This window comes from Pseudomonas solani (assembly GCF_026072635.1).
GTDB classification, from domain to species: domain Bacteria; phylum Pseudomonadota; class Gammaproteobacteria; order Pseudomonadales; family Pseudomonadaceae; genus Metapseudomonas; species Metapseudomonas solani.
Genome location: NZ_AP023081.1, coordinates 2,998,305 through 3,014,806, shown reverse-complemented (window position 1 = coordinate 3,014,806; position 16,502 = coordinate 2,998,305). Strand labels below are relative to the sequence as shown.

The following is a 16,502-nucleotide window of genomic DNA, read 5'->3' as shown; positions in this document are numbered from 1 at the left end:
GTCGATGGAATGGTGGGCAAGCCTATAGAGGCGGTTTGCCAGCGTCCAGAGCCCGGCCCGAATGTGATGTTGCATTCACAAAGTCCCGTACCACGCGGGCTGCAGGCTGATCCGACAGCCGAAAGCCGGCTGTGGATAACCGAGGCGTCGGGTGCCGTTTTCCTCCTCCCGAAACGAAAAAGGCGCAGCCGGGGGGCTGCGCCTTTGTCTGTGCCGAAGGGCTCGAATCAGAACGGAATGTCGTCGTCGAAGCTGTCGTAGTCCGGCGCCGGTTGGGCGGCGGGCTGCGGAGCCGGGCGCTGCTGTTGCTCGCGCGGGGCGGACTGTTGCGGCTCACGCTGCGGGCGCGGGGCACGCGGGGCGGAGTCGCCATCGTTGCCGGGACGGCCGCCGAGCAGCTGCATCTGGCCGTTGATGTCGACCACGATCTCGGTGGTGTAGCGCTTGACGCCGTCCTTTTCCCACTCGCGGGTGCGCAGGGTGCCTTCGACGTAGACCTGCGAGCCCTTGCGCAGGTACTCGCCGGCGATTTCGGCGAGACGGCCAAAGAACACCACGCGGTGCCACTCGGTACGTTCCTGCTGCTGGCCGGTCTGCTTGTCCTTCCAGCTTTCGCTGGTGGCCAGGGTGACGTTGGTCACGGCATTGCCGTTGGGCATGTAGCGAACTTCGGGATCACCACCGACGTTGCCAACCAGAATGACTTTGTTAACCCCACGGGCCATAACGTTCTCCTAGGCTTCAGCACGTTCGGGCGCCGCGTTGATCAGGCGCTCCAGGGACGTGCGGTCCAATTGTTCGGTATCCAACTTGATATAGATGGCGCCTTCTTCGGCCACCACTACGGCATCGGCCACTCCGGGCGTTGCCAGCAATCGCGCCACCAGCCCGGCATCGCCGAGGGCCGCTGCTGAGAGGGGCAGGCGCAGGCTGGTGACATACGGAGGCTCGCGCATAGTAACAGCAATGGCGAGCCAAATCGCACAGACAACGGCGCAGCCGATGAATACCACCGACAGCCCGCCATGCTGGAACAACCAGCCCCCCAGGATGCCGCCAAGGGCCGCGCCGAGGAACTGGCTGGTGGAGTAGACGCCCATCGCGGTGCCCTTGCCGCCGGCCGGGGCGACCTTGCTGATCAGCGACGGCAACGAGGCTTCCAGCAGGTTGAAGGCGGTGAAGAAGACGATGGTGCCGATCACCAGCGCCTGCAGGGTGTCGCCGAAGGCCCAGAAGTACAGCTCGCAGGCCAGCAGCACGCTGACGGCCCCAAGCAGCACGCGCTTCATCCGGCGCTTTTTCTCGGCGTAGATGATGAAGGGCACCATGCCGAAGAAGCCCACCAGCAACGCAGTGAGGTAGACCCACCAGTGCTGCTCCTTGGGCAGGCCGGCCTTCTCCACCAGCGCCAGCGGCAGCGCGACGAAGCTGGCCATGAGCACGGCGTGCAGGGCGAGGATGCCGAAGTCCAGGCGCAGCAGGTCGGGGTGCTTGAGGGTGGGCAGCAGCGCCTGGCGGGCGACCCCGGACTCGCGGTGCTGCAGCGGGTGGTCGGCGCGCGGCACCACCAGGGCGATGATGGCGATGCCCACCAGCGCCATCACGGCGGTCACCCAGAACAGCCCGGAGAGGCCGAAGGCACGGGTGACCAGCGGGCCGACCACCATGGCGACGGCGAAGGAGACGCCGATACTCATGCCGATCATGGCCATGGCCTTGGTGCGGTGCTGCTCGCGGGTGAGGTCGGAGAGCAGGGCCATCACGGCGGCGGAGATGGCCCCGGCGCCCTGCAGCACGCGGCCGGCGATCACACCCCAGATGGAGTCGGCGTTGGCGGCGAGCACTGCGCCGGCGGCGAAGATCAGCAGGCCGATATAGATGACGGGCAGGCGGCCGATACGGTCGGAAACGATGCCGAAGGGGATCTGCAGCACCGCCTGGGTGAGGCCGTAGGCGCCGATGGCCAGGCCGATCAGCGCGGGGGTCGCGCCGGCCAGGTCCTGCCCGTAGGTGGCCAGGACCGGCAGCACCATGAACATGCCGAGCATGCGGAAGGCGAACACCAGGGCGAGGCCGCTGGCCGCTCGGGTCTCGCGGCCGCTCATGCGTTCGGAATGGGAGTCGTGCATAGATTCCTCATGGGAAACGGATACGGGGAAATGCGTCGTGCCCCTCGGCGGCGCACGCACCCGACCCTGGGTGCCCGGCCTGTGCCGGCGCCAAAAAATGTCGCGCATTCTAACAGTCCCGATGGTCTACAGCACAGTCGCGCGCCTTTGCCGCAGGCTAGGCACGCCCCGTATAATCGCGGGTTTCCCGCACGCCAAACGAGGCAGCAGTGGACAAGATCCTGATCCGTGGGGCCCGTACCCATAACCTGAAGAACGTCGATCTCACCCTGCCGCGCGACAAGCTGATCGTGATCACCGGCCTGTCCGGTTCCGGCAAATCCTCCCTGGCCTTCGACACCCTCTACGCCGAGGGCCAGCGCCGCTACGTGGAGTCGCTGTCGGCCTATGCCCGGCAGTTCCTGTCGATGATGGAAAAGCCGGATGTCGACACCATCGAAGGGCTGTCGCCGGCCATCTCCATCGAGCAGAAGTCCACGTCGCACAACCCGCGCTCCACCGTGGGCACCATTACCGAGATCTACGATTACCTGCGCCTGCTCTATGCCCGTGCGGGGACGCCGCGCTGCCCGGACCATGACGTGCCGCTGGAAGCGCAGACCGTGAGCCAGATGGTCGACCAGGTGCTGGCGATGCCCGAGGGCCGCAAGCTGATGCTGCTGGCACCGGTGATCCGCGAGCGCAAGGGCGAGCACCTGGCGGTGTTCGACGAACTGCGCGCCCAGGGCTTCGTGCGGGCACGGGTCAACGGCCGCATCTACGAGATGGACGAGCTGCCCAAGCTGGACAAGCAGAAGAAGCACTCCATCGATGTGGTGGTGGACCGCTTCAAGGTCCGCGCCGACCTGCAGCAGCGCCTGGCGGAATCCTTCGAGACGGCGATCAACCTGGCCGACGGCATCGCCCTGGTGGCGCCGATGGACGACGAGCCGGGCGATGAGACCATCTTCTCCGCGCGCTTCGCCTGCCCCCATTGCGGCCACTCCATCAGCGAGCTCGAGCCCAAGCTGTTCTCCTTCAACAACCCGGCCGGCGCCTGCCCCACCTGCGACGGCTTGGGGGTGAAGCAGTTCTTCGACGCCAAGCGCCTGGTCAACGGCGAGCTGACCCTGGCCGAGGGCGCGATTCGCGGCTGGGACCGGCGCAACGTCTATTACTTCCAGATGCTCGGCTCCCTGGCCGCGCACTACGGCTTCAGCCTGGAGAAGCCCTTCGACGAACTGCCGGCCGAGGACCAGAAGGCGATCCTCTTCGGCAGCGGCCGCGAGGACGTGGACTTCCGCTACCTCAATGACCGTGGCGACATCGTCAAGCGCTCGCACCCGTTCGAGGGGATCATCCCCAACCTGGAACGTCGCTACCGCGAGACCGAATCGAACACCGTGCGCGAGGAGCTGGCCAAGTTCCTCAGCACCCAGCCCTGCCCGGACTGCCGGGGCACTCGCCTGCGCCGCGAAGCGCGCCATGTGTGGGTGGGCGAGAAAACCCTGCCGGCGGTCACCGGCCTGCCGGTGGGCGATGCCGCCGACTACTTCGGCGAACTGAGCCTGCCCGGCCGCAAAGGCGAGATCGCCGACAAGATTCTCAAGGAGATCCGCGAGCGCTTGCAGTTCCTGGTCAACGTCGGCCTCGACTACCTGACACTTGACCGCAGCGCCGACACCCTTTCCGGTGGCGAGGCGCAGCGCATCCGCCTGGCCAGCCAGATCGGTGCAGGCCTGGTGGGCGTGATGTACATCCTCGACGAGCCCTCCATCGGCCTGCATCAGCGGGACAACGAGCGTCTGCTGGCCACCCTCACCCACCTGCGCAACATCGGTAATACGGTGATCGTGGTCGAGCACGACGAGGATGCCATCCGCCTCGCCGACTATGTGGTGGACATCGGCCCGGGCGCCGGCGTGCACGGTGGCCGCGTGGTTGCCGAAGGCACCCCGGACGAGGTGATGTCGCACCCCGACTCGCTGACCGGCAAGTACCTTTCCGGCCGGGTGAAGATCGCCGTACCGGCCAAGCGCACCCCGCGCGACAAGAAGAAGTCGCTGCTGCTCAAGGGTGCGCGTGGCAACAACCTGCAGAACGTAAACCTGGAGATCCCGGTCGGGTTGCTGACCTGCATCACCGGCGTATCGGGCTCGGGCAAGTCGACGCTGATCAACAACACCCTGTTCCCCATCACCGCCACCGCGTTGAACGGTGCCACGACGCTGGAGGCGGCGCCGCACGACAGCTTCGACGGACTGCAACACCTGGACAAGGTGGTGGACATCGACCAGAGCCCCATCGGCCGCACACCGCGCTCCAACCCGGCGACCTATACCGGGCTGTTCACGCCGATCCGCGAGCTGTTCTCCGGCGTCGCGGAGTCACGCTCCCGTGGCTATGGGCCGGGGCGCTTCTCCTTCAACGTGAAGGGCGGTCGCTGCGAGGCCTGCCAGGGCGATGGCGTGATCAAGGTGGAGATGCACTTCCTGCCAGACATCTACGTGCCCTGCGACGTGTGCAAGGGCAAGCGCTACAACCGCGAGACCCTGGAGGTGCGCTACAAGGGCAAGAGCATCACCGAGGTGCTGGACATGACCATCGAAGAAGCGCGGGAGTTCTTCGATGCCGTGCCGGCCATCGCGCGCAAGTTGCAGACGCTGATGGACGTGGGCCTGTCCTACATCCGCCTGGGGCAGTCGGCGACCACCCTGTCCGGCGGCGAGGCACAGCGGGTGAAGCTGTCCCGCGAGCTGTCCAAGCGCGACACCGGCAAGACGCTGTACATCCTCGACGAGCCGACCACGGGCCTGCACTTTGCGGATATCCAGCAGTTGCTCGATGTGCTGCACCGCCTGCGTGACCACGGCAACACCGTGGTGGTCATCGAGCACAACCTGGATGTGATCAAGACCGCCGACTGGCTGGTGGACCTGGGTCCCGAGGGCGGCTCCAAAGGTGGCCAGATCATCGCCACCGGTACGCCGGAAGACGTGGCGAAGATGAAGCAGTCCCACACCGGGCACTTCCTCAAGCCGCTGCTGGAGCGTGATCGCGCCTGAGTCCAGCGCACAATGAAAAGCCCCTGCCACCGCGAGGTGACAGGGGCTTTTTCATGCCCGGTGAAGTGTTAGCCGAGCTGGACGCCCAGCGCCTTGGCGATGCCTTCGCCGTAGGCCGGGTCGGCCTTGAAGAAGTACTGCAGCTGGCGCTGCACCACATCCTCGGTGACACCGGCCATGGCGCCGGCGATGTTGCTGATCAGCAACGCCTTTTGCTCGGCGCTCATCAGGCGGAACAGCGCGCCGGCATGGCTGTAGTAGTCGCTGTCCTCACGATGATCGTGACGGGCCGCGGCACCACTCAACTGCAGCGGCGGCTCGGCGTACTGCGGTGCCTGCTTGGGGGCATTCGCGTAGCTGTTGGGCTCGTAGTTGGGCGCAGCGCCACCATTGCTGCCGAACGCCATGGCGCCATCGCGCTGGTAGCTGTTGACCGGCGAGCGCGGCGCGTTCACCGGCAGTTGCTGGTGGTTGGTGCCCACGCGGTAGCGGTGCGCATCGGCGTAGGCGAATACGCGGCCCTGCAGCATACGGTCCGGCGACAGGCCGACGCCCGGAATCATGTTGCTCGGCCCGAAGGTGGCCTGCTCGACCTCGGCGAAGTAGTTCAGCGGGTTGCGGTTGAGCTCGAGTTCACCCACCTCGATCAGCGGGAACGCCTTCTGCGACCAGGTCTTGGTCACGTCGAAGGGGTTCTCGTGGTGCGCTTCGGCCTGGGCCTCGCTCATGATCTGGATGCACACGCTCCACTTGGGGAAGTCACCGCGCTCGATGGCGTTGAACAGGTCGCGCTGGGCGTAATCCGGATCGGTCCCGGCCAGGCGGGTCGCTTCGGCCGGCGCCAGGTTCTTGATGCCCTGCTGGGTCTTGTAGTGCCATTTGACCCAGTGGCGCTCTCCCTGGGCGTTGACCAGGCTGTAGGTGTGGCTGCCGAAGCCGTGCATGTGACGGTAGCCATCCGGGATGCCTCGGTCGGAGAACAGGATGGTGATCTGGTGCAGCGCCTCGGGCGAGTGCGACCAGAAGTCCCACATCATCTGCGCGCTCTTCAGGTTGCTTTGCGGCAGGCGCTTCTGGGTGTGAATGAAGTCGGGGAATTTCAGCGGATCGCGGATGAAGAACACCGGGGTGTTGTTGCCGACGATGTCCCAGTTGCCCTCTTCGGTATAGAACTTCAGGGCAAAGCCGCGCGGGTCGCGCTCGGTGTCAGCCGAGCCGCGCTCACCCCCCACGGTAGAGAAACGCAGGAAGGTGGGCGTCTGCTTGCCGACGGTATCGAACAGCTTGGCGCTGGTGTAGCGGGTGATGTCGCGAGTGACGGTGAAGGTGCCGTAAGCACCCGATCCCTTGGCGTGAACGCGACGCTCGGGGATGTTCTCGCGGTTGAAGTGGGCGAGCTTCTCGATCAGGTGGAAATCGTCGAGCAGCAGCGGGCCGCGCGGGCCGGCAGAACGAGAATTCTGGTTGTCGGCGACAGGGGCGCCAGAGGCGGTGGTCAGGTAGGTCTTCTTGTCCATCATCTTGCTTCCTCACGGATAGTTACTAGCCAACGAGGAACAGGATGAAGCAGCCGGCAATGCAGAGCCAATGCATTAATGGAAAGCGATCGATAGATATTATCTTTCGATCTGTAGGCCCGAATCGATTATTTCCAACGAGGTCCCGGAGCCCTTCCAGGCAGGATGCGAAGAGAAGAAAACCATAGGACTGAAACGAAAAAACCGGGCACTAGGCCCGGTTTTCTCTTGTAGCGTACGACTTACTCGGCAGCTTCTACTGCTGCGCCGCCGACCGGACGGTCGATCAGCTCAACGTAGGCCATCGGAGCGTTGTCGCCAGCGCGGAAGCCGCACTTCAGGATGCGGAGGTAGCCGCCCTGACGGTTGGCGTAGCGCTTGCCCAGATCGTTGAACAGTTTGCCAACGATGGCTTTCGAACGAGTGCGGTCGAAGGCCAGACGACGGTTGGCAACGCTGTCTTCCTTGGCCAGGGTGATCAGCGGCTCGGCAACGCGGCGCAGTTCCTTGGCTTTCGGCAGGGTGGTTTTGATCAGTTCGTGCTCGAACAGCGAAACCGCCATGTTCTGGAACATGGCCTTGCGGTGTGCGCTGGTGCGGCTGAGGTGACGGCCACTTTTACGATGACGCATGGTTCAATTCCTTACCAAACTCACGTTCGGTGATTACGACGATCAGGCAGTCGCCTTGTCGTCCTTCTTAAGACTTGCCGGCGGCCAGTTGTCGAGGCGCATACCGAGGGACAGACCACGGGAGGCCAGGACGTCCTTGATCTCGGTCAGGGACTTCTTGCCCAGGTTCGGAGTCTTCAACAGTTCCACTTCGGTGCGCTGAATCAGATCACCGATGTAGTAAATGTTCTCCGCCTTGAGGCAGTTGGCCGAACGTACGGTCAGCTCAAGATCATCAACCGGGCGCAGCAGGATCGGATCGATCTCGTCTTCCTGCTCGACTACTACGGGCTCGCTATCACCTTTGAGGTCGACGAACGCTGCCAGCTGCTGTTGCAGGATGGTAGCGGCACGACGGATGGCCTCTTCAGGATCCAGGGTACCGTTGGTTTCCAGATCAATGACCAGCTTGTCCAGGTTGGTACGCTGCTCGACACGGGCGTTTTCCACCACGTAAGCAACACGACGGACCGGGCTGAACGAAGAGTCGAGCTGCAAGCGACCAATGCTGCGGCTCTCGTCTTCATCGCTCTGACGCGCGTCAGCCGGCTCATAGCCGCGACCACGAGCCACTTTGAGCTTCATGTTCAGTGCGCCGTTTTCCGCCAGGTTAGCGATCACGTGGTCGCCATTGACGATCTCGACATCATGATCCAGCTGAATATCGGCAGCAGTGACCACGCCCGAACCCTTCTTGACCAGGTTCAGCGTTACTTCGTCACGACCGTGCAGCTTGACAGCCAGACCTTTCAGGTTGAGCAGGATTTCGATGACATCTTCCTGAACACCTTCGATGGCACTGTACTCATGGAGTACGCCGTCGATTTCGGCCTCGACTACTGCACAGCCAGGCATGGAGGACAACAGGATGCGACGCAGCGCGTTGCCCAGGGTATGGCCGAAACCGCGCTCGAGAGGCTCGAGCGTGATCTTGGCGCGGGTCGGACTGACCACCTGCACATCAATGTGGCGGGGGGTCAGGAACTCATTTACCGAACTCTGCATGGATGCACCTATTTTCTAGCCCTTACTTGGAGTAGAGCTCGACAATCAGGTTTTCGTTGATGTCGGCGGACAGATCAGCACGTGCCGGAACGCTTTTGAACACACCGGACTTCTTCTCGCTGTCGACTTCAACCCACTCAACGCGACCGCGTTGGGCGCACAGTTCAAGGGCTTGAACGATACGCAGCTGATTCTTCGACTTCTCGCGAATTGCTACCACGTCACCAGCTTTGATCTGGTAGGACGGGACGTTCACGGTCTGACCGTTAACGCTGATGGCTTTGTGCGATACCAGCTGACGGGATTCGGAGCGGGTAGCACCAAAGCCCATGCGGTATACGACGTTGTCCAGGCGGCACTCGAGAAGTTGCAGCAGGTTCTCACCGGTAGCGCCCTTACGGCTGGCAGCTTCCTTGTAGTAACCGCTGAACTGACGCTCCAGAACACCGTAGATACGACGTACTTTCTGCTTCTCGCGCAGCTGAGTACCGTAGTCGGACAGGCGACCACGGCGAGCGCCGTGCTGGCCAGGAGCCGATTCGATGTTGCACTTGGATTCGAGCGCGCGGGCACCACTCTTCAGGAAGAGGTCAGTACCTTCACGACGGGACAGTTTGCATTTGGGACCAATGTAACGAGCCATTTCTCACTGTCTCCTATTACACGCGACGCTTCTTCGGCGGACGGCACCCGTTATGCGGGATCGGCGTCACGTCGGTGATGCTGGCAATCTTGTAGCCGCAGGCGTTCAGAGCACGCACGGCGGATTCGCGACCCGGACCCGGACCCTTGACGTTGACGTCGAGGTTCTTGAGGCCGTATTCGAGGGCAGCTTGACCAGCACGCTCAGCAGCTACCTGGGCAGCGAACGGAGTGCTTTTACGGGAGCCGCGGAAACCAGAACCACCGGAGGTGGCCCAGGACAGGGCGTTACCTTGACGGTCAGTGATGGTCACGATGGTGTTGTTGAAAGACGCGTGGATGTGGGCGATCCCATCAACCACTGTCTTTTTGACTTTCTTACGGGGACGAGCAGCAGGCTTAGCCATGACTTAGTTCCTGTCGATTCGCGGGCGCAATTACTTGCGGATCGGCTTACGCGGGCCCTTACGGGTACGCGCGTTGGTCTTGGTACGTTGGCCATGAACAGGCAGGCCACGACGGTGACGCAGGCCGCGGTAGCAACCCAGGTCCATCAGACGCTTGATGTTCATGTTGATTTCGCGACGCAGGTCACCTTCAGTGGTGAGCTTCGCGACTTCGCCACGCAGCTGTTCGATCTGCTCGTCGGAGAGATCCTTGATCTTTACCGCCGGATTTACGCCGGTGGTTGCACAGATGCTCTGTGCAGTGGTGCGACCAACACCGTAGATGTAGGTCAGCGAGATAACAGTGTGCTTGTTATCTGGAATGTTGACGCCTGCAATACGGGCCATTCAGTGAAACTCCAGTTGACAGCTACCTACGCCCCGGAAGCCAAGAAATAGGGCGCGCGATATTAACGCTGTAGAAACGAATAATCAACCCGGCAGCGCACTAGCTGCCGGGCTCATAACGCGTGAATCACACTCAGCCTTGGCGCTGTTTGTGACGCGGTTCCGCGCTGCAGATCACGCGAACAACACCTTCGCGGCGAACGATCTTGCAGTTACGGCACAGCTTTTTCACCGATGCACGAACTTTCATCAGTAACTCCTAGAACCTTACGGAACCGGGTCAGCGGAGCATTCCGCCGCCGTAGCCCTTCAGGTTGGCTTTCTTCATCAGGGATTCGTACTGGTGCGAAACGAGGTGGGATTGTACTTGGGCCATAAAGTCCATAACAACCACGACAACGATCAGCAACGAGGTCCCGCCAAGGTAGAACGGAACGTTGGCTGCAACCACAAGGAACTGGGGAAGCAGGCAAACAGCCGTCATGTACAGAGCACCGAACATGGTCAAGCGGGTCAGTACGCCATCGATATAGCGTGCAGACTGCTCACCCGGACGGATACCCGGAATAAAGGCACCGGACTTCTTCAGGTTCTCCGCCACGTCTTTCGGGTTGAACATCAGCGCTGTGTAGAAGAAGCAGAAGAAAACGATCCCTGCACTAAACAGCAGAATGTTCAACGGCTGACCGGGGGCGATCGCCTGCGACAGGTCCTGGAGCCAGCCCATTTTTTCGGACTGACCGAACCAGGCTCCCAGCGAAGCCGGGAACAGCAGGATGCTGCTGGCGAAAATGGCCGGAATTACGCCCGCCATGTTCACCTTCAGCGGCAGGTGGCTGGTCTGCGCAGCGAAGACCTTGCGGCCCTGCTGACGCTTGGCGTAGTGCACCGCAATGCGACGCTGACCACGCTCAATGAACACCACGAAACCGATGATCGCTACCGCCAGCAAACCGATGGCGACGAGGGCAAAAATGTTGATATCGCCCTGACGTGCAGACTCGAAAGACTGCCCTATCGCTCTCGGAAGACCGGCCACGATGCCTGCAAAAATCAGCATCGAGATACCGTTGCCGACACCGCGCTCGGTGATCTGCTCGCCAAGCCACATCATGAACATCGCACCAGCCACGAAGGTGGTGACAGCCACGAAGTAGAAGCCGAAATCAGTCGAGAAAGCGACGCCCTGACTGGCGAGGCCGACGGACATGCCGACTGCCTGCACCAGTGCCAGGACTACAGTGCCGTAGCGGGTGTACTGGCTGATCTTGCGACGGCCAGCTTCACCTTCCTTCTTCAACTGCTCCAGCTGCGGGCTGATAGCGGTCATGAGCTGCATGATGATCGACGCCGAGATGTACGGCATGATCCCCAGTGCAAAAATGCTCATGCGCTCCAGCGCGCCGCCGGAAAACATGTTGAACAGGCTAAGAATGGTCCCCTCGTTCTGCCGGAACAGCTCGGCCAGCCGGTCAGGGTTTATCCCGGGCACTGGAATGTGCGCGCCAATCCGGTAGACGATGATCGCCAGGAACAGGAAACGCAGTCGAGCCCAGAGCTCGGATAACCCGCCATTGCTGAGCGCGGAGAGAGCACCTTGCTTAGCCATTTAGTCCTCGAACTTACCGCCAGCTGCTTCGATAGCCGCACGCGCACCCTTGGTGGCGGCGATACCTTTCAGGGTGACTGCGCGAGTAACGTCGCCCGACAGCATGATTTTCACACGCTGTACGTTCTGGTTAATCACGTTGGCATCCTTCAGCGACTGCAGGGATACGACATCGCCTTCAACCTTGGCCAGTTCGGAAGTGCGCACTTCTGCGCGATCCATGGCTTTCAGGGAAACGAAGCCGAACTTCGGCAGACGGCGATGCAGCGGCTGTTGACCGCCTTCGAAGCCCGGAGCGATGGTGCCACCGGAGCGGGAGGTCTGACCTTTGTGACCACGGCCACCAGTCTTGCCCAAACCGCTGCCGATACCACGGCCCGGACGGTGCTTCTCGCGACGGGCACCCGGCGCGGAACGCAGATCGTTCAGTTTCATGGATTAACCCTCGACGCGCAGAAGGTAGTAAGCCTTGTTGATCATGCCGCGATTTTCAGGGGTGTCCTGAACTTCGACGGTGTGACCAATGCGACGCAGGCCGAGACCCTTGACGCAAGCTTTGTGGTTAGCCAGACGGCCGCTAACGCTCTTGATCAGCGTTACTTTGACAGTTGCCATGATTAGAGAATCTCCTCGACGCTCTTACCACGCTTGGCTGCAACGGACTCCGGGGACTGCATGTTCTTCAGCCCCTTGAAGGTGGCGTAAACCACGTTCACCGGATTGGTCGAGCCGTAGCATTTGGCCAGAACGTTCTGCACACCAGCCACTTCCAGGACAGCGCGCATGGCGCCGCCGGCGATGATACCGGTACCTTCGGAAGCCGGCTGCATGTACACCTTGGAGGCGCCATGAGCGGACTTGACGGGGTACTGCAGGGTGGTGCCGTTCAGGTCTACCTGGATCATGTTGCGGCGGGCTGCTTCCATCGCTTTCTGGATAGCGGCCGGCACTTCGCGGGACTTACCGCGACCGAAGCCAACACGACCTTTACCATCACCTACCACGGTCAGCGCGGTGAAGGTGAAGATACGGCCGCCTTTAACGGTCTTGGCAACGCGATTAACCTGAACCAGCTTCTCGATGTAGCCTTCGTCGCGCTTTTGCTCGTTATTTGCCATAACTTAGAACTCCAGCCCGCCTTCACGAGCAGCATCAGCCAGCGCCTTGACGCGGCCGTGGTACTTGAAGCCAGAACGATCGAACGCCACCTGAGTGACACCAGCTGCTTTCGCACGCTCGGCAACCAGCTGACCAACCTTCTTGGCCGCGTCGACGTTGCCGGTGGCGCCGTCACGCAGTTCTTTGTCCAGGGTCGAGGCGGTGGCCAGAACCTTGGCGCCGTCGGCCGAAATGACCTGGGCGTAGATGTGCTGGGAAGAGCGATACACGCAGAGGCGTACGGTTTCCAGCTCGCGCATTTTCAGGCGTGCCTTGCGAGCGCGACGCAGACGAGTTTCTTTCTTTACGCTCATTTGCTATGCCCTACTTCTTCTTAGCTTCTTTACGACGGACGACTTCGTCGGCGTAACGCACACCTTTGCCTTTGTAAGGCTCCGGCGGACGGAAGTCGCGAATCTCGGCCGCCACCTGACCAACCAGCTGCTTGTCGATACCTTTGATCAGGATATCGGTCTGGCTGGGGGTTTCGGCGGTAACGCCTTGCGGCAGTTCGTAATCCACCGGGTGCGAGAAGCCTAAAGCCAGGGACAGCACTTGACCTTTGGCTTGCGCCTTGTAACCAACGCCCACCAGCTGCAGCTTGCGCTCGAAGCCTTGGCTGACGCCGACTACCATGTTGTTGACCAGCGCACGGGTGGTACCGGCCATGGCCCTGTTCTGTTGGTCGCCGTTGCGAGCAGCGAAACGCAGCTCACCAGCTTCCTGCAGAACTTCCACGGACGGATGCACGTTCAGTTCGAGAGCGCCCTTGGCACCCTTCACCGAAAGCTGCTGACCGGCGATCTTGATTTCGACGCCAGCGGGCAGCTTGACGGGGTTCTTAGCAACGCGAGACATGCTTATCCCCCCTTAGAACACAGTGCAAAGCACTTCGCCACCAACGCCAGCAGCGCGAGCAGCACGATCAGTCATCACACCTTTGTTGGTGGAAACGATCGATACGCCCAGGCCGCCACGAACTTTCGGCAGCTGATCGACGGATTTGTACTGGCGCAGGCCAGGACGACTTACGCGCTTGAGTTCCTCGATGACCGGACGGCCTTCGAAGTACTTCAGCTCGATAGACAGCAGAGGCTTGATGTCACTGCTGATCTGGTATCCCGTGATGTAGCCTTCGTTCTTGAGAACGCTGGCCACTGCCACCTTCAGTTTGGAGGACGGCATGCTTACGACAGACTTTTCAGCCATCTGGGCATTACGGATACGAGTTAGCATGTCCGCTAACGGGTCCTGCATACTCATGGGCTAGTTGCTCCTAAATACAAAAGAAATAGCCTTGCGACTAGAATCGCGACAAAGCGCAGGCAAACAAGGCCTGACTCCGGCGAGCCGAATATTCTAGAGATTGATCAAAAACGAATCAAGCCCCAAAAGGGGCTTGATTGATACCACTCGGCGGAGGCCGGGACTTGCATCCCGACATCCAGAGCGACATTACCAGCTGGCTTTGACCAGGCCGGGAACGTCACCACGCATGGCGGCTTCACGCAGCTTGTTACGGCCGAGGCCGAACTTGCGGTAAACGCCGTGCGGACGACCGGTGATGCGGCAGCGGTTACGCAGGCGCGAGGCGCTTGCATCACGGGGCTGCTTCTGCAGAGCTACCTGGGCTTCCCAACGAGCTTCCGGAGTGGAGTTCGGGTTGGCAATGGTAGCTTTCAGCTCAGCGCGCTTCTTAGCGAACTTCGCAACCGTTTGCTGACGCTTCAGCTCACGGTTCTTCATGCTCTGTTTGGCCATGTTCCTACTCCAATCAGTTGCGGAACGGGAAGTTGAAGGCGCGCAGCAGGGCACGACCTTCATCATCGTTACGGGCAGTGGTGGTCAGGGTAATGTCCAGACCGCGCAGTGCATCGATTTTGTCGTAATCGATTTCCGGGAAGATGATCTGCTCTTTCACGCCCATGCTGTAGTTGCCACGACCGTCGAAGGACTTGGCATTCAGGCCGCGGAAGTCACGCACGCGCGGCAGGGAGATGGCCAGCAGACGATCCAGGAACTCGTACATACGATCGCGGCGCAGGGTTACCTTGACACCGATCGGCCAACCTTCACGGACTTTGAAGCCCGCAACGGATTTCTTGGCGTAGGTCACAACGACCTTCTGACCGGTGATCTTCTCAAGATCAGCTACAGCGTGTTCGATGACTTTCTTGTCACCGATCGCTTCGCCCAGACCCATGTTCAGGGTGATCTTGGTAATGCGCGGAACTTCCATCACGTTGGAAAGCTGAAGCTCTTCTTTCAGCTTGGGCGCGATTTCTTTCCGATAAATCTCTTTTAGTCGTGCCATGGTCTTCTACCTAGCAGTGCTCAAGCATCAACCGCTTTTTGGGTCGACTTGAAGACACGAATTTTCTTACCGTCTTCTACTTTGAAACCAACGCGATCAGCCTTGTTGGTTTCAGCATTGAAGATGGCGACGTTGGAGACGTGCAGAGGCGCCTCCTTCTCGACGATACCGCCCTGTACACCGGACATGGGGTTCGGCTTGGTGTGGCGCTTCACCAGGTTGATCCCACCAACGACCAGACGGTCGTCAGTGAGAACCTTGAGCACCTTGCCACGCTTGCCCTTGTCTTTGCCGGCGATGACGATGATCTCGTCGTCACGACGAATCTTTTGCATGACGGCTTCTCCTTACAGCACTTCGGGGGCGAGCGAGACGATCTTCATGAACTTCTCGGAACGAAGTTCACGGGTCACGGGCCCGAAGATACGGGTACCGATGGGCTCTTGCTTGTTGTTCAGCAGAACAGCAGCGTTGCCATCGAAGCGAATGATCGAGCCGTCAGGACGGCGTACGCCGTGCTTGGTACGGACCACAACAGCGGTCATTACCTGGCCTTTCTTCACTTTGCCGCGCGGAATCGCTTCCTTGACGGTGACCTTGATGATGTCGCCGATACCGGCATAACGACGGTGCGAACCACCCAGGACCTTGATGCACATAACGCGACGAGCACCGCTGTTGTCAGCGACGTCGAGCATGGATTGAGTCTGAATCATATCTTTCTCCGACCCTTAGTCCTTAGACTTCCACGGCACGTTCTACGACTTCCACCAGTGCCCAGGACTTGGTCTTGGCCAGCGGACGGGTCTCGCGGATGGTGACCTTGTCGCCGATACGGCACTGGTTGGTTTCGTCGTGAGCATGCAGCTTGGTCGAGCGCTTCACGTATTTACCGTAGATCGGGTGCTTTACGCGACGCTCGATCAGGACGGTGATGGTTTTGTCCATCTTGTCGCTGACGACACGACCGGTCAGCGTACGGACAGTTTTCTGAGCTTCAGCCATGATTACTTACCTGCCTGCTGGTTCAGCACAGTCTTGACGCGAGCGATGTCGCGCTTCACTTGCGAGAGCAGGTGAGACTGCCCCAACTGGCCAGTTGCTTTCTGCATACGCAGGTTGAACTGGTCGCGCAGCAGGCCGAGCAGTTGCTCGTTCAGCTGCTGTACGGATTTTTCACGAAGTTCATTCGCTTTCATCACATCACCGTCCGCTTAACAAAGGAGGTGGCGAGCGGCAGCTTTGCAGCAGCCAGGGCGAATGCCTCACGCGCCAGCTCTTCGGAAACACCCTCGATCTCGTACAGGACTTTGCCCGGCTGAATCTGAGCTACCCAGTACTCGACGGCGCCCTTCCCTTTACCCATACGAACCTCGAGAGGCTTTTTGGAGATGGGCTTGTCGGGGAACACACGGATCCAGATCTTGCCGCCACGTTTAACGTGACGGGTGAGCGCACGACGTGCGGACTCGATCTGACGAGCAGTGAGACGACCACGAGCGACAGCTTTCAGGGCGAATTCGCCGAAGCTGACCTTGCTACCGCGCTGAGCCAGGCCACGGTTGTGACCAGTCATCTGCTTGCGGAATTTTGTACGCTTAGGTTGCAGCATTTTGCGT

Annotated in this window: 24 protein-coding genes; 1 reads left to right on the top strand and 23 read right to left on the bottom strand. The window is 60.8% G+C overall.

Translation table 11 applies throughout. The annotated features are described in order from the left end of the window. Window positions 1-227: 227 nt before the first annotated feature. Entirely contained in the window at window positions 228-725 is a 498-nt protein-coding gene (locus PSm6_RS13650) for a single-stranded DNA-binding protein (RefSeq protein ID WP_021219615.1), read from the bottom strand. 9 nt (window positions 726-734) lie between these two features. Beyond that, complete coding sequence (locus tag PSm6_RS13645; RefSeq protein ID WP_265170392.1) at window positions 735-2,129, bottom strand: MFS transporter; 1,395 nt, start codon at window positions 2,127-2,129, stop codon at window positions 735-737. A 209-nt stretch (window positions 2,130-2,338) separates the two neighbouring features. Between PSm6_RS13645 and uvrA the strand changes: the two genes are divergently transcribed. Continuing rightward, entirely contained in the window at window positions 2,339-5,173 is a 2,835-nt protein-coding gene (gene uvrA, locus PSm6_RS13640) for an excinuclease ABC subunit UvrA (RefSeq protein ID WP_021219613.1), read from the top strand. 68 nt (window positions 5,174-5,241) lie between these two features. Here uvrA and PSm6_RS13635 read toward each other — a convergent pair whose 3' ends face one another. From PSm6_RS13635 to rplP, 21 genes are all read right to left on the bottom strand, one after another. Further along, window positions 5,242-6,690 carry a catalase gene (locus PSm6_RS13635; RefSeq protein ID WP_265170391.1) on the bottom strand — a complete coding sequence of 483 codons (1,449 nt, stop codon included), beginning with the start codon at window positions 6,688-6,690 and terminating at the stop codon, window positions 5,242-5,244. 242 nt (window positions 6,691-6,932) lie between these two features. Next, the gene (rplQ, locus tag PSm6_RS13630; protein WP_021219611.1) at window positions 6,933-7,322 is read right to left on the bottom strand and encodes a 50S ribosomal protein L17; all 390 of its coding nucleotides are present in this window, start codon (window positions 7,320-7,322) and stop codon (window positions 6,933-6,935) included. A 42-nt stretch (window positions 7,323-7,364) separates the two neighbouring features. Continuing rightward, window positions 7,365-8,366 carry a DNA-directed RNA polymerase subunit alpha gene (locus PSm6_RS13625; RefSeq protein ID WP_021219610.1) on the bottom strand — a complete coding sequence of 334 codons (1,002 nt, stop codon included), beginning with the start codon at window positions 8,364-8,366 and terminating at the stop codon, window positions 7,365-7,367. A gap of 22 nt (window positions 8,367-8,388) precedes the next feature. After that, window positions 8,389-9,009 carry a 30S ribosomal protein S4 gene (gene rpsD / locus PSm6_RS13620; RefSeq protein ID WP_021219609.1) on the bottom strand — a complete coding sequence of 207 codons (621 nt, stop codon included), beginning with the start codon at window positions 9,007-9,009 and terminating at the stop codon, window positions 8,389-8,391. A gap of 16 nt (window positions 9,010-9,025) precedes the next feature. After that, entirely contained in the window at window positions 9,026-9,415 is a 390-nt protein-coding gene (gene rpsK / locus PSm6_RS13615) for a 30S ribosomal protein S11 (RefSeq protein ID WP_003093689.1), read from the bottom strand. 30 nt (window positions 9,416-9,445) lie between these two features. Next, window positions 9,446-9,802: a 30S ribosomal protein S13 gene (gene rpsM, locus PSm6_RS13610; RefSeq protein ID WP_021219608.1), complete on the bottom strand. Its 357-nt coding sequence runs from the start codon at window positions 9,800-9,802 to the stop codon at window positions 9,446-9,448. 133 nt (window positions 9,803-9,935) lie between these two features. Then, window positions 9,936-10,052 (bottom strand): 50S ribosomal protein L36, encoded by a 117-nt coding sequence (gene rpmJ / locus PSm6_RS13605; RefSeq protein WP_014854209.1) that lies wholly within the window; start codon window positions 10,050-10,052, stop codon window positions 9,936-9,938. Between the two features lie 30 nt (window positions 10,053-10,082). Continuing rightward, a complete protein-coding gene (gene secY, locus PSm6_RS13600; RefSeq protein WP_021219607.1) occupies window positions 10,083-11,411 on the bottom strand; it encodes a preprotein translocase subunit SecY in 1,329 nt (442 codons plus the stop codon). Continuing rightward, window positions 11,412-11,846: a 50S ribosomal protein L15 gene (rplO, locus tag PSm6_RS13595; RefSeq protein WP_021219606.1), complete on the bottom strand. Its 435-nt coding sequence runs from the start codon at window positions 11,844-11,846 to the stop codon at window positions 11,412-11,414. 3 nt (window positions 11,847-11,849) lie between these two features. Further along, window positions 11,850-12,026 (bottom strand): 50S ribosomal protein L30, encoded by a 177-nt coding sequence (rpmD, locus tag PSm6_RS13590; RefSeq protein WP_021219605.1) that lies wholly within the window; start codon window positions 12,024-12,026, stop codon window positions 11,850-11,852. Window positions 12,027-12,028: 2 nt separating this feature from the next. Continuing rightward, on the bottom strand, window positions 12,029-12,529 hold the full coding sequence (gene rpsE / locus PSm6_RS13585) for a 30S ribosomal protein S5 (protein ID WP_021219604.1): 501 nt from the start codon (window positions 12,527-12,529) through the stop codon (window positions 12,029-12,031). Between the two features lie 3 nt (window positions 12,530-12,532). Next, a complete protein-coding gene (gene rplR, locus PSm6_RS13580; protein ID WP_021219603.1) occupies window positions 12,533-12,883 on the bottom strand; it encodes a 50S ribosomal protein L18 in 351 nt (116 codons plus the stop codon). Window positions 12,884-12,893: 10 nt separating this feature from the next. Continuing rightward, entirely contained in the window at window positions 12,894-13,427 is a 534-nt protein-coding gene (rplF, locus tag PSm6_RS13575) for a 50S ribosomal protein L6 (protein ID WP_021219602.1), read from the bottom strand. 12 nt (window positions 13,428-13,439) lie between these two features. Continuing rightward, a complete protein-coding gene (gene rpsH / locus PSm6_RS13570) occupies window positions 13,440-13,832 on the bottom strand; it encodes a 30S ribosomal protein S8 (RefSeq protein WP_021219601.1) in 393 nt (130 codons plus the stop codon). Between the two features lie 192 nt (window positions 13,833-14,024). Next, window positions 14,025-14,330: a 30S ribosomal protein S14 gene (gene rpsN / locus PSm6_RS13565; protein WP_021219600.1), complete on the bottom strand. Its 306-nt coding sequence runs from the start codon at window positions 14,328-14,330 to the stop codon at window positions 14,025-14,027. Window positions 14,331-14,343: 13 nt separating this feature from the next. Then, on the bottom strand, window positions 14,344-14,883 hold the full coding sequence (rplE, locus tag PSm6_RS13560; protein ID WP_021219599.1) for a 50S ribosomal protein L5: 540 nt from the start codon (window positions 14,881-14,883) through the stop codon (window positions 14,344-14,346). Between the two features lie 20 nt (window positions 14,884-14,903). Next, window positions 14,904-15,218 carry a 50S ribosomal protein L24 gene (gene rplX, locus PSm6_RS13555; protein ID WP_021219598.1) on the bottom strand — a complete coding sequence of 105 codons (315 nt, stop codon included), beginning with the start codon at window positions 15,216-15,218 and terminating at the stop codon, window positions 14,904-14,906. A gap of 12 nt (window positions 15,219-15,230) precedes the next feature. Then, the gene (rplN, locus tag PSm6_RS13550) at window positions 15,231-15,599 is read right to left on the bottom strand and encodes a 50S ribosomal protein L14 (protein WP_003448734.1); all 369 of its coding nucleotides are present in this window, start codon (window positions 15,597-15,599) and stop codon (window positions 15,231-15,233) included. Window positions 15,600-15,621: 22 nt separating this feature from the next. Next, the gene (gene rpsQ, locus PSm6_RS13545; protein ID WP_021219597.1) at window positions 15,622-15,888 is read right to left on the bottom strand and encodes a 30S ribosomal protein S17; all 267 of its coding nucleotides are present in this window, start codon (window positions 15,886-15,888) and stop codon (window positions 15,622-15,624) included. A 2-nt stretch (window positions 15,889-15,890) separates the two neighbouring features. Next, window positions 15,891-16,082, bottom strand: a complete 192-nt coding sequence (rpmC, locus tag PSm6_RS13540; protein WP_016490538.1) for a 50S ribosomal protein L29 — start codon at window positions 16,080-16,082, stop codon at window positions 15,891-15,893. Further along, complete coding sequence (gene rplP / locus PSm6_RS13535; protein ID WP_021219596.1) at window positions 16,082-16,495, bottom strand: 50S ribosomal protein L16; 414 nt, start codon at window positions 16,493-16,495, stop codon at window positions 16,082-16,084. Before rplP ends, rpmC begins: the two co-directional genes overlap by 1 nt. Window positions 16,496-16,502 lie beyond the last annotated feature (7 nt).

Bases quoted from the DNA above. Each gene is read 5' to 3' on its own strand.
- PSm6_RS13635 (WP_265170391.1), bottom strand. From the start codon at position 6,690: ATGGACAAGAAGACCTACCTGACCACCGCCTCTGGCGCCCCTGTCGCC.
- rpmJ (WP_014854209.1), bottom strand. From the start codon at position 10,052: ATGAAAGTTCGTGCATCGGTGAAAAAGCTGTGCCGTAACTGCAAGATC.
- PSm6_RS13650 (WP_021219615.1), bottom strand. From the start codon at position 725: ATGGCCCGTGGGGTTAACAAAGTCATTCTGGTTGGCAACGTCGGTGGT.
- secY (WP_021219607.1), bottom strand. From the start codon at position 11,411: ATGGCTAAGCAAGGTGCTCTCTCCGCGCTCAGCAATGGCGGGTTATCC.
- rplX (WP_021219598.1), bottom strand. From the start codon at position 15,218: ATGCAAAAGATTCGTCGTGACGACGAGATCATCGTCATCGCCGGCAAA.
- rplP (WP_021219596.1), bottom strand. From the start codon at position 16,495: ATGCTGCAACCTAAGCGTACAAAATTCCGCAAGCAGATGACTGGTCAC.
- rplO (WP_021219606.1), bottom strand. From the start codon at position 11,846: ATGAAACTGAACGATCTGCGTTCCGCGCCGGGTGCCCGTCGCGAGAAG.
- rpsM (WP_021219608.1), bottom strand. From the start codon at position 9,802: ATGGCCCGTATTGCAGGCGTCAACATTCCAGATAACAAGCACACTGTT.
- rpsH (WP_021219601.1), bottom strand. From the start codon at position 13,832: ATGAGTATGCAGGACCCGTTAGCGGACATGCTAACTCGTATCCGTAAT.
- PSm6_RS13645 (WP_265170392.1), bottom strand. From the start codon at position 2,129: ATGCACGACTCCCATTCCGAACGCATGAGCGGCCGCGAGACCCGAGCG.
- rplR (WP_021219603.1), bottom strand. From the start codon at position 12,883: ATGAGCGTAAAGAAAGAAACTCGTCTGCGTCGCGCTCGCAAGGCACGC.
- rplQ (WP_021219611.1), bottom strand. From the start codon at position 7,322: ATGCGTCATCGTAAAAGTGGCCGTCACCTCAGCCGCACCAGCGCACAC.
- rpsK (WP_003093689.1), bottom strand. From the start codon at position 9,415: ATGGCTAAGCCTGCTGCTCGTCCCCGTAAGAAAGTCAAAAAGACAGTG.
- rplN (WP_003448734.1), bottom strand. From the start codon at position 15,599: ATGATTCAGACTCAATCCATGCTCGACGTCGCTGACAACAGCGGTGCT.
- rpmD (WP_021219605.1), bottom strand. From the start codon at position 12,026: ATGGCAACTGTCAAAGTAACGCTGATCAAGAGCGTTAGCGGCCGTCTG.
- rpsQ (WP_021219597.1), bottom strand. From the start codon at position 15,888: ATGGCTGAAGCTCAGAAAACTGTCCGTACGCTGACCGGTCGTGTCGTC.
- rpsN (WP_021219600.1), bottom strand. From the start codon at position 14,330: ATGGCCAAACAGAGCATGAAGAACCGTGAGCTGAAGCGTCAGCAAACG.
- rplF (WP_021219602.1), bottom strand. From the start codon at position 13,427: ATGTCTCGCGTTGCTAAGAACCCCGTCAAGCTGCCCGCTGGCGTCGAA.
- rplE (WP_021219599.1), bottom strand. From the start codon at position 14,883: ATGGCACGACTAAAAGAGATTTATCGGAAAGAAATCGCGCCCAAGCTG.
- rpsD (WP_021219609.1), bottom strand. From the start codon at position 9,009: ATGGCTCGTTACATTGGTCCCAAATGCAAACTGTCCCGTCGTGAAGGT.
- rpmC (WP_016490538.1), bottom strand. From the start codon at position 16,082: ATGAAAGCGAATGAACTTCGTGAAAAATCCGTACAGCAGCTGAACGAG.
- rpsE (WP_021219604.1), bottom strand. From the start codon at position 12,529: ATGGCAAATAACGAGCAAAAGCGCGACGAAGGCTACATCGAGAAGCTG.
- PSm6_RS13625 (WP_021219610.1), bottom strand. From the start codon at position 8,366: ATGCAGAGTTCGGTAAATGAGTTCCTGACCCCCCGCCACATTGATGTG.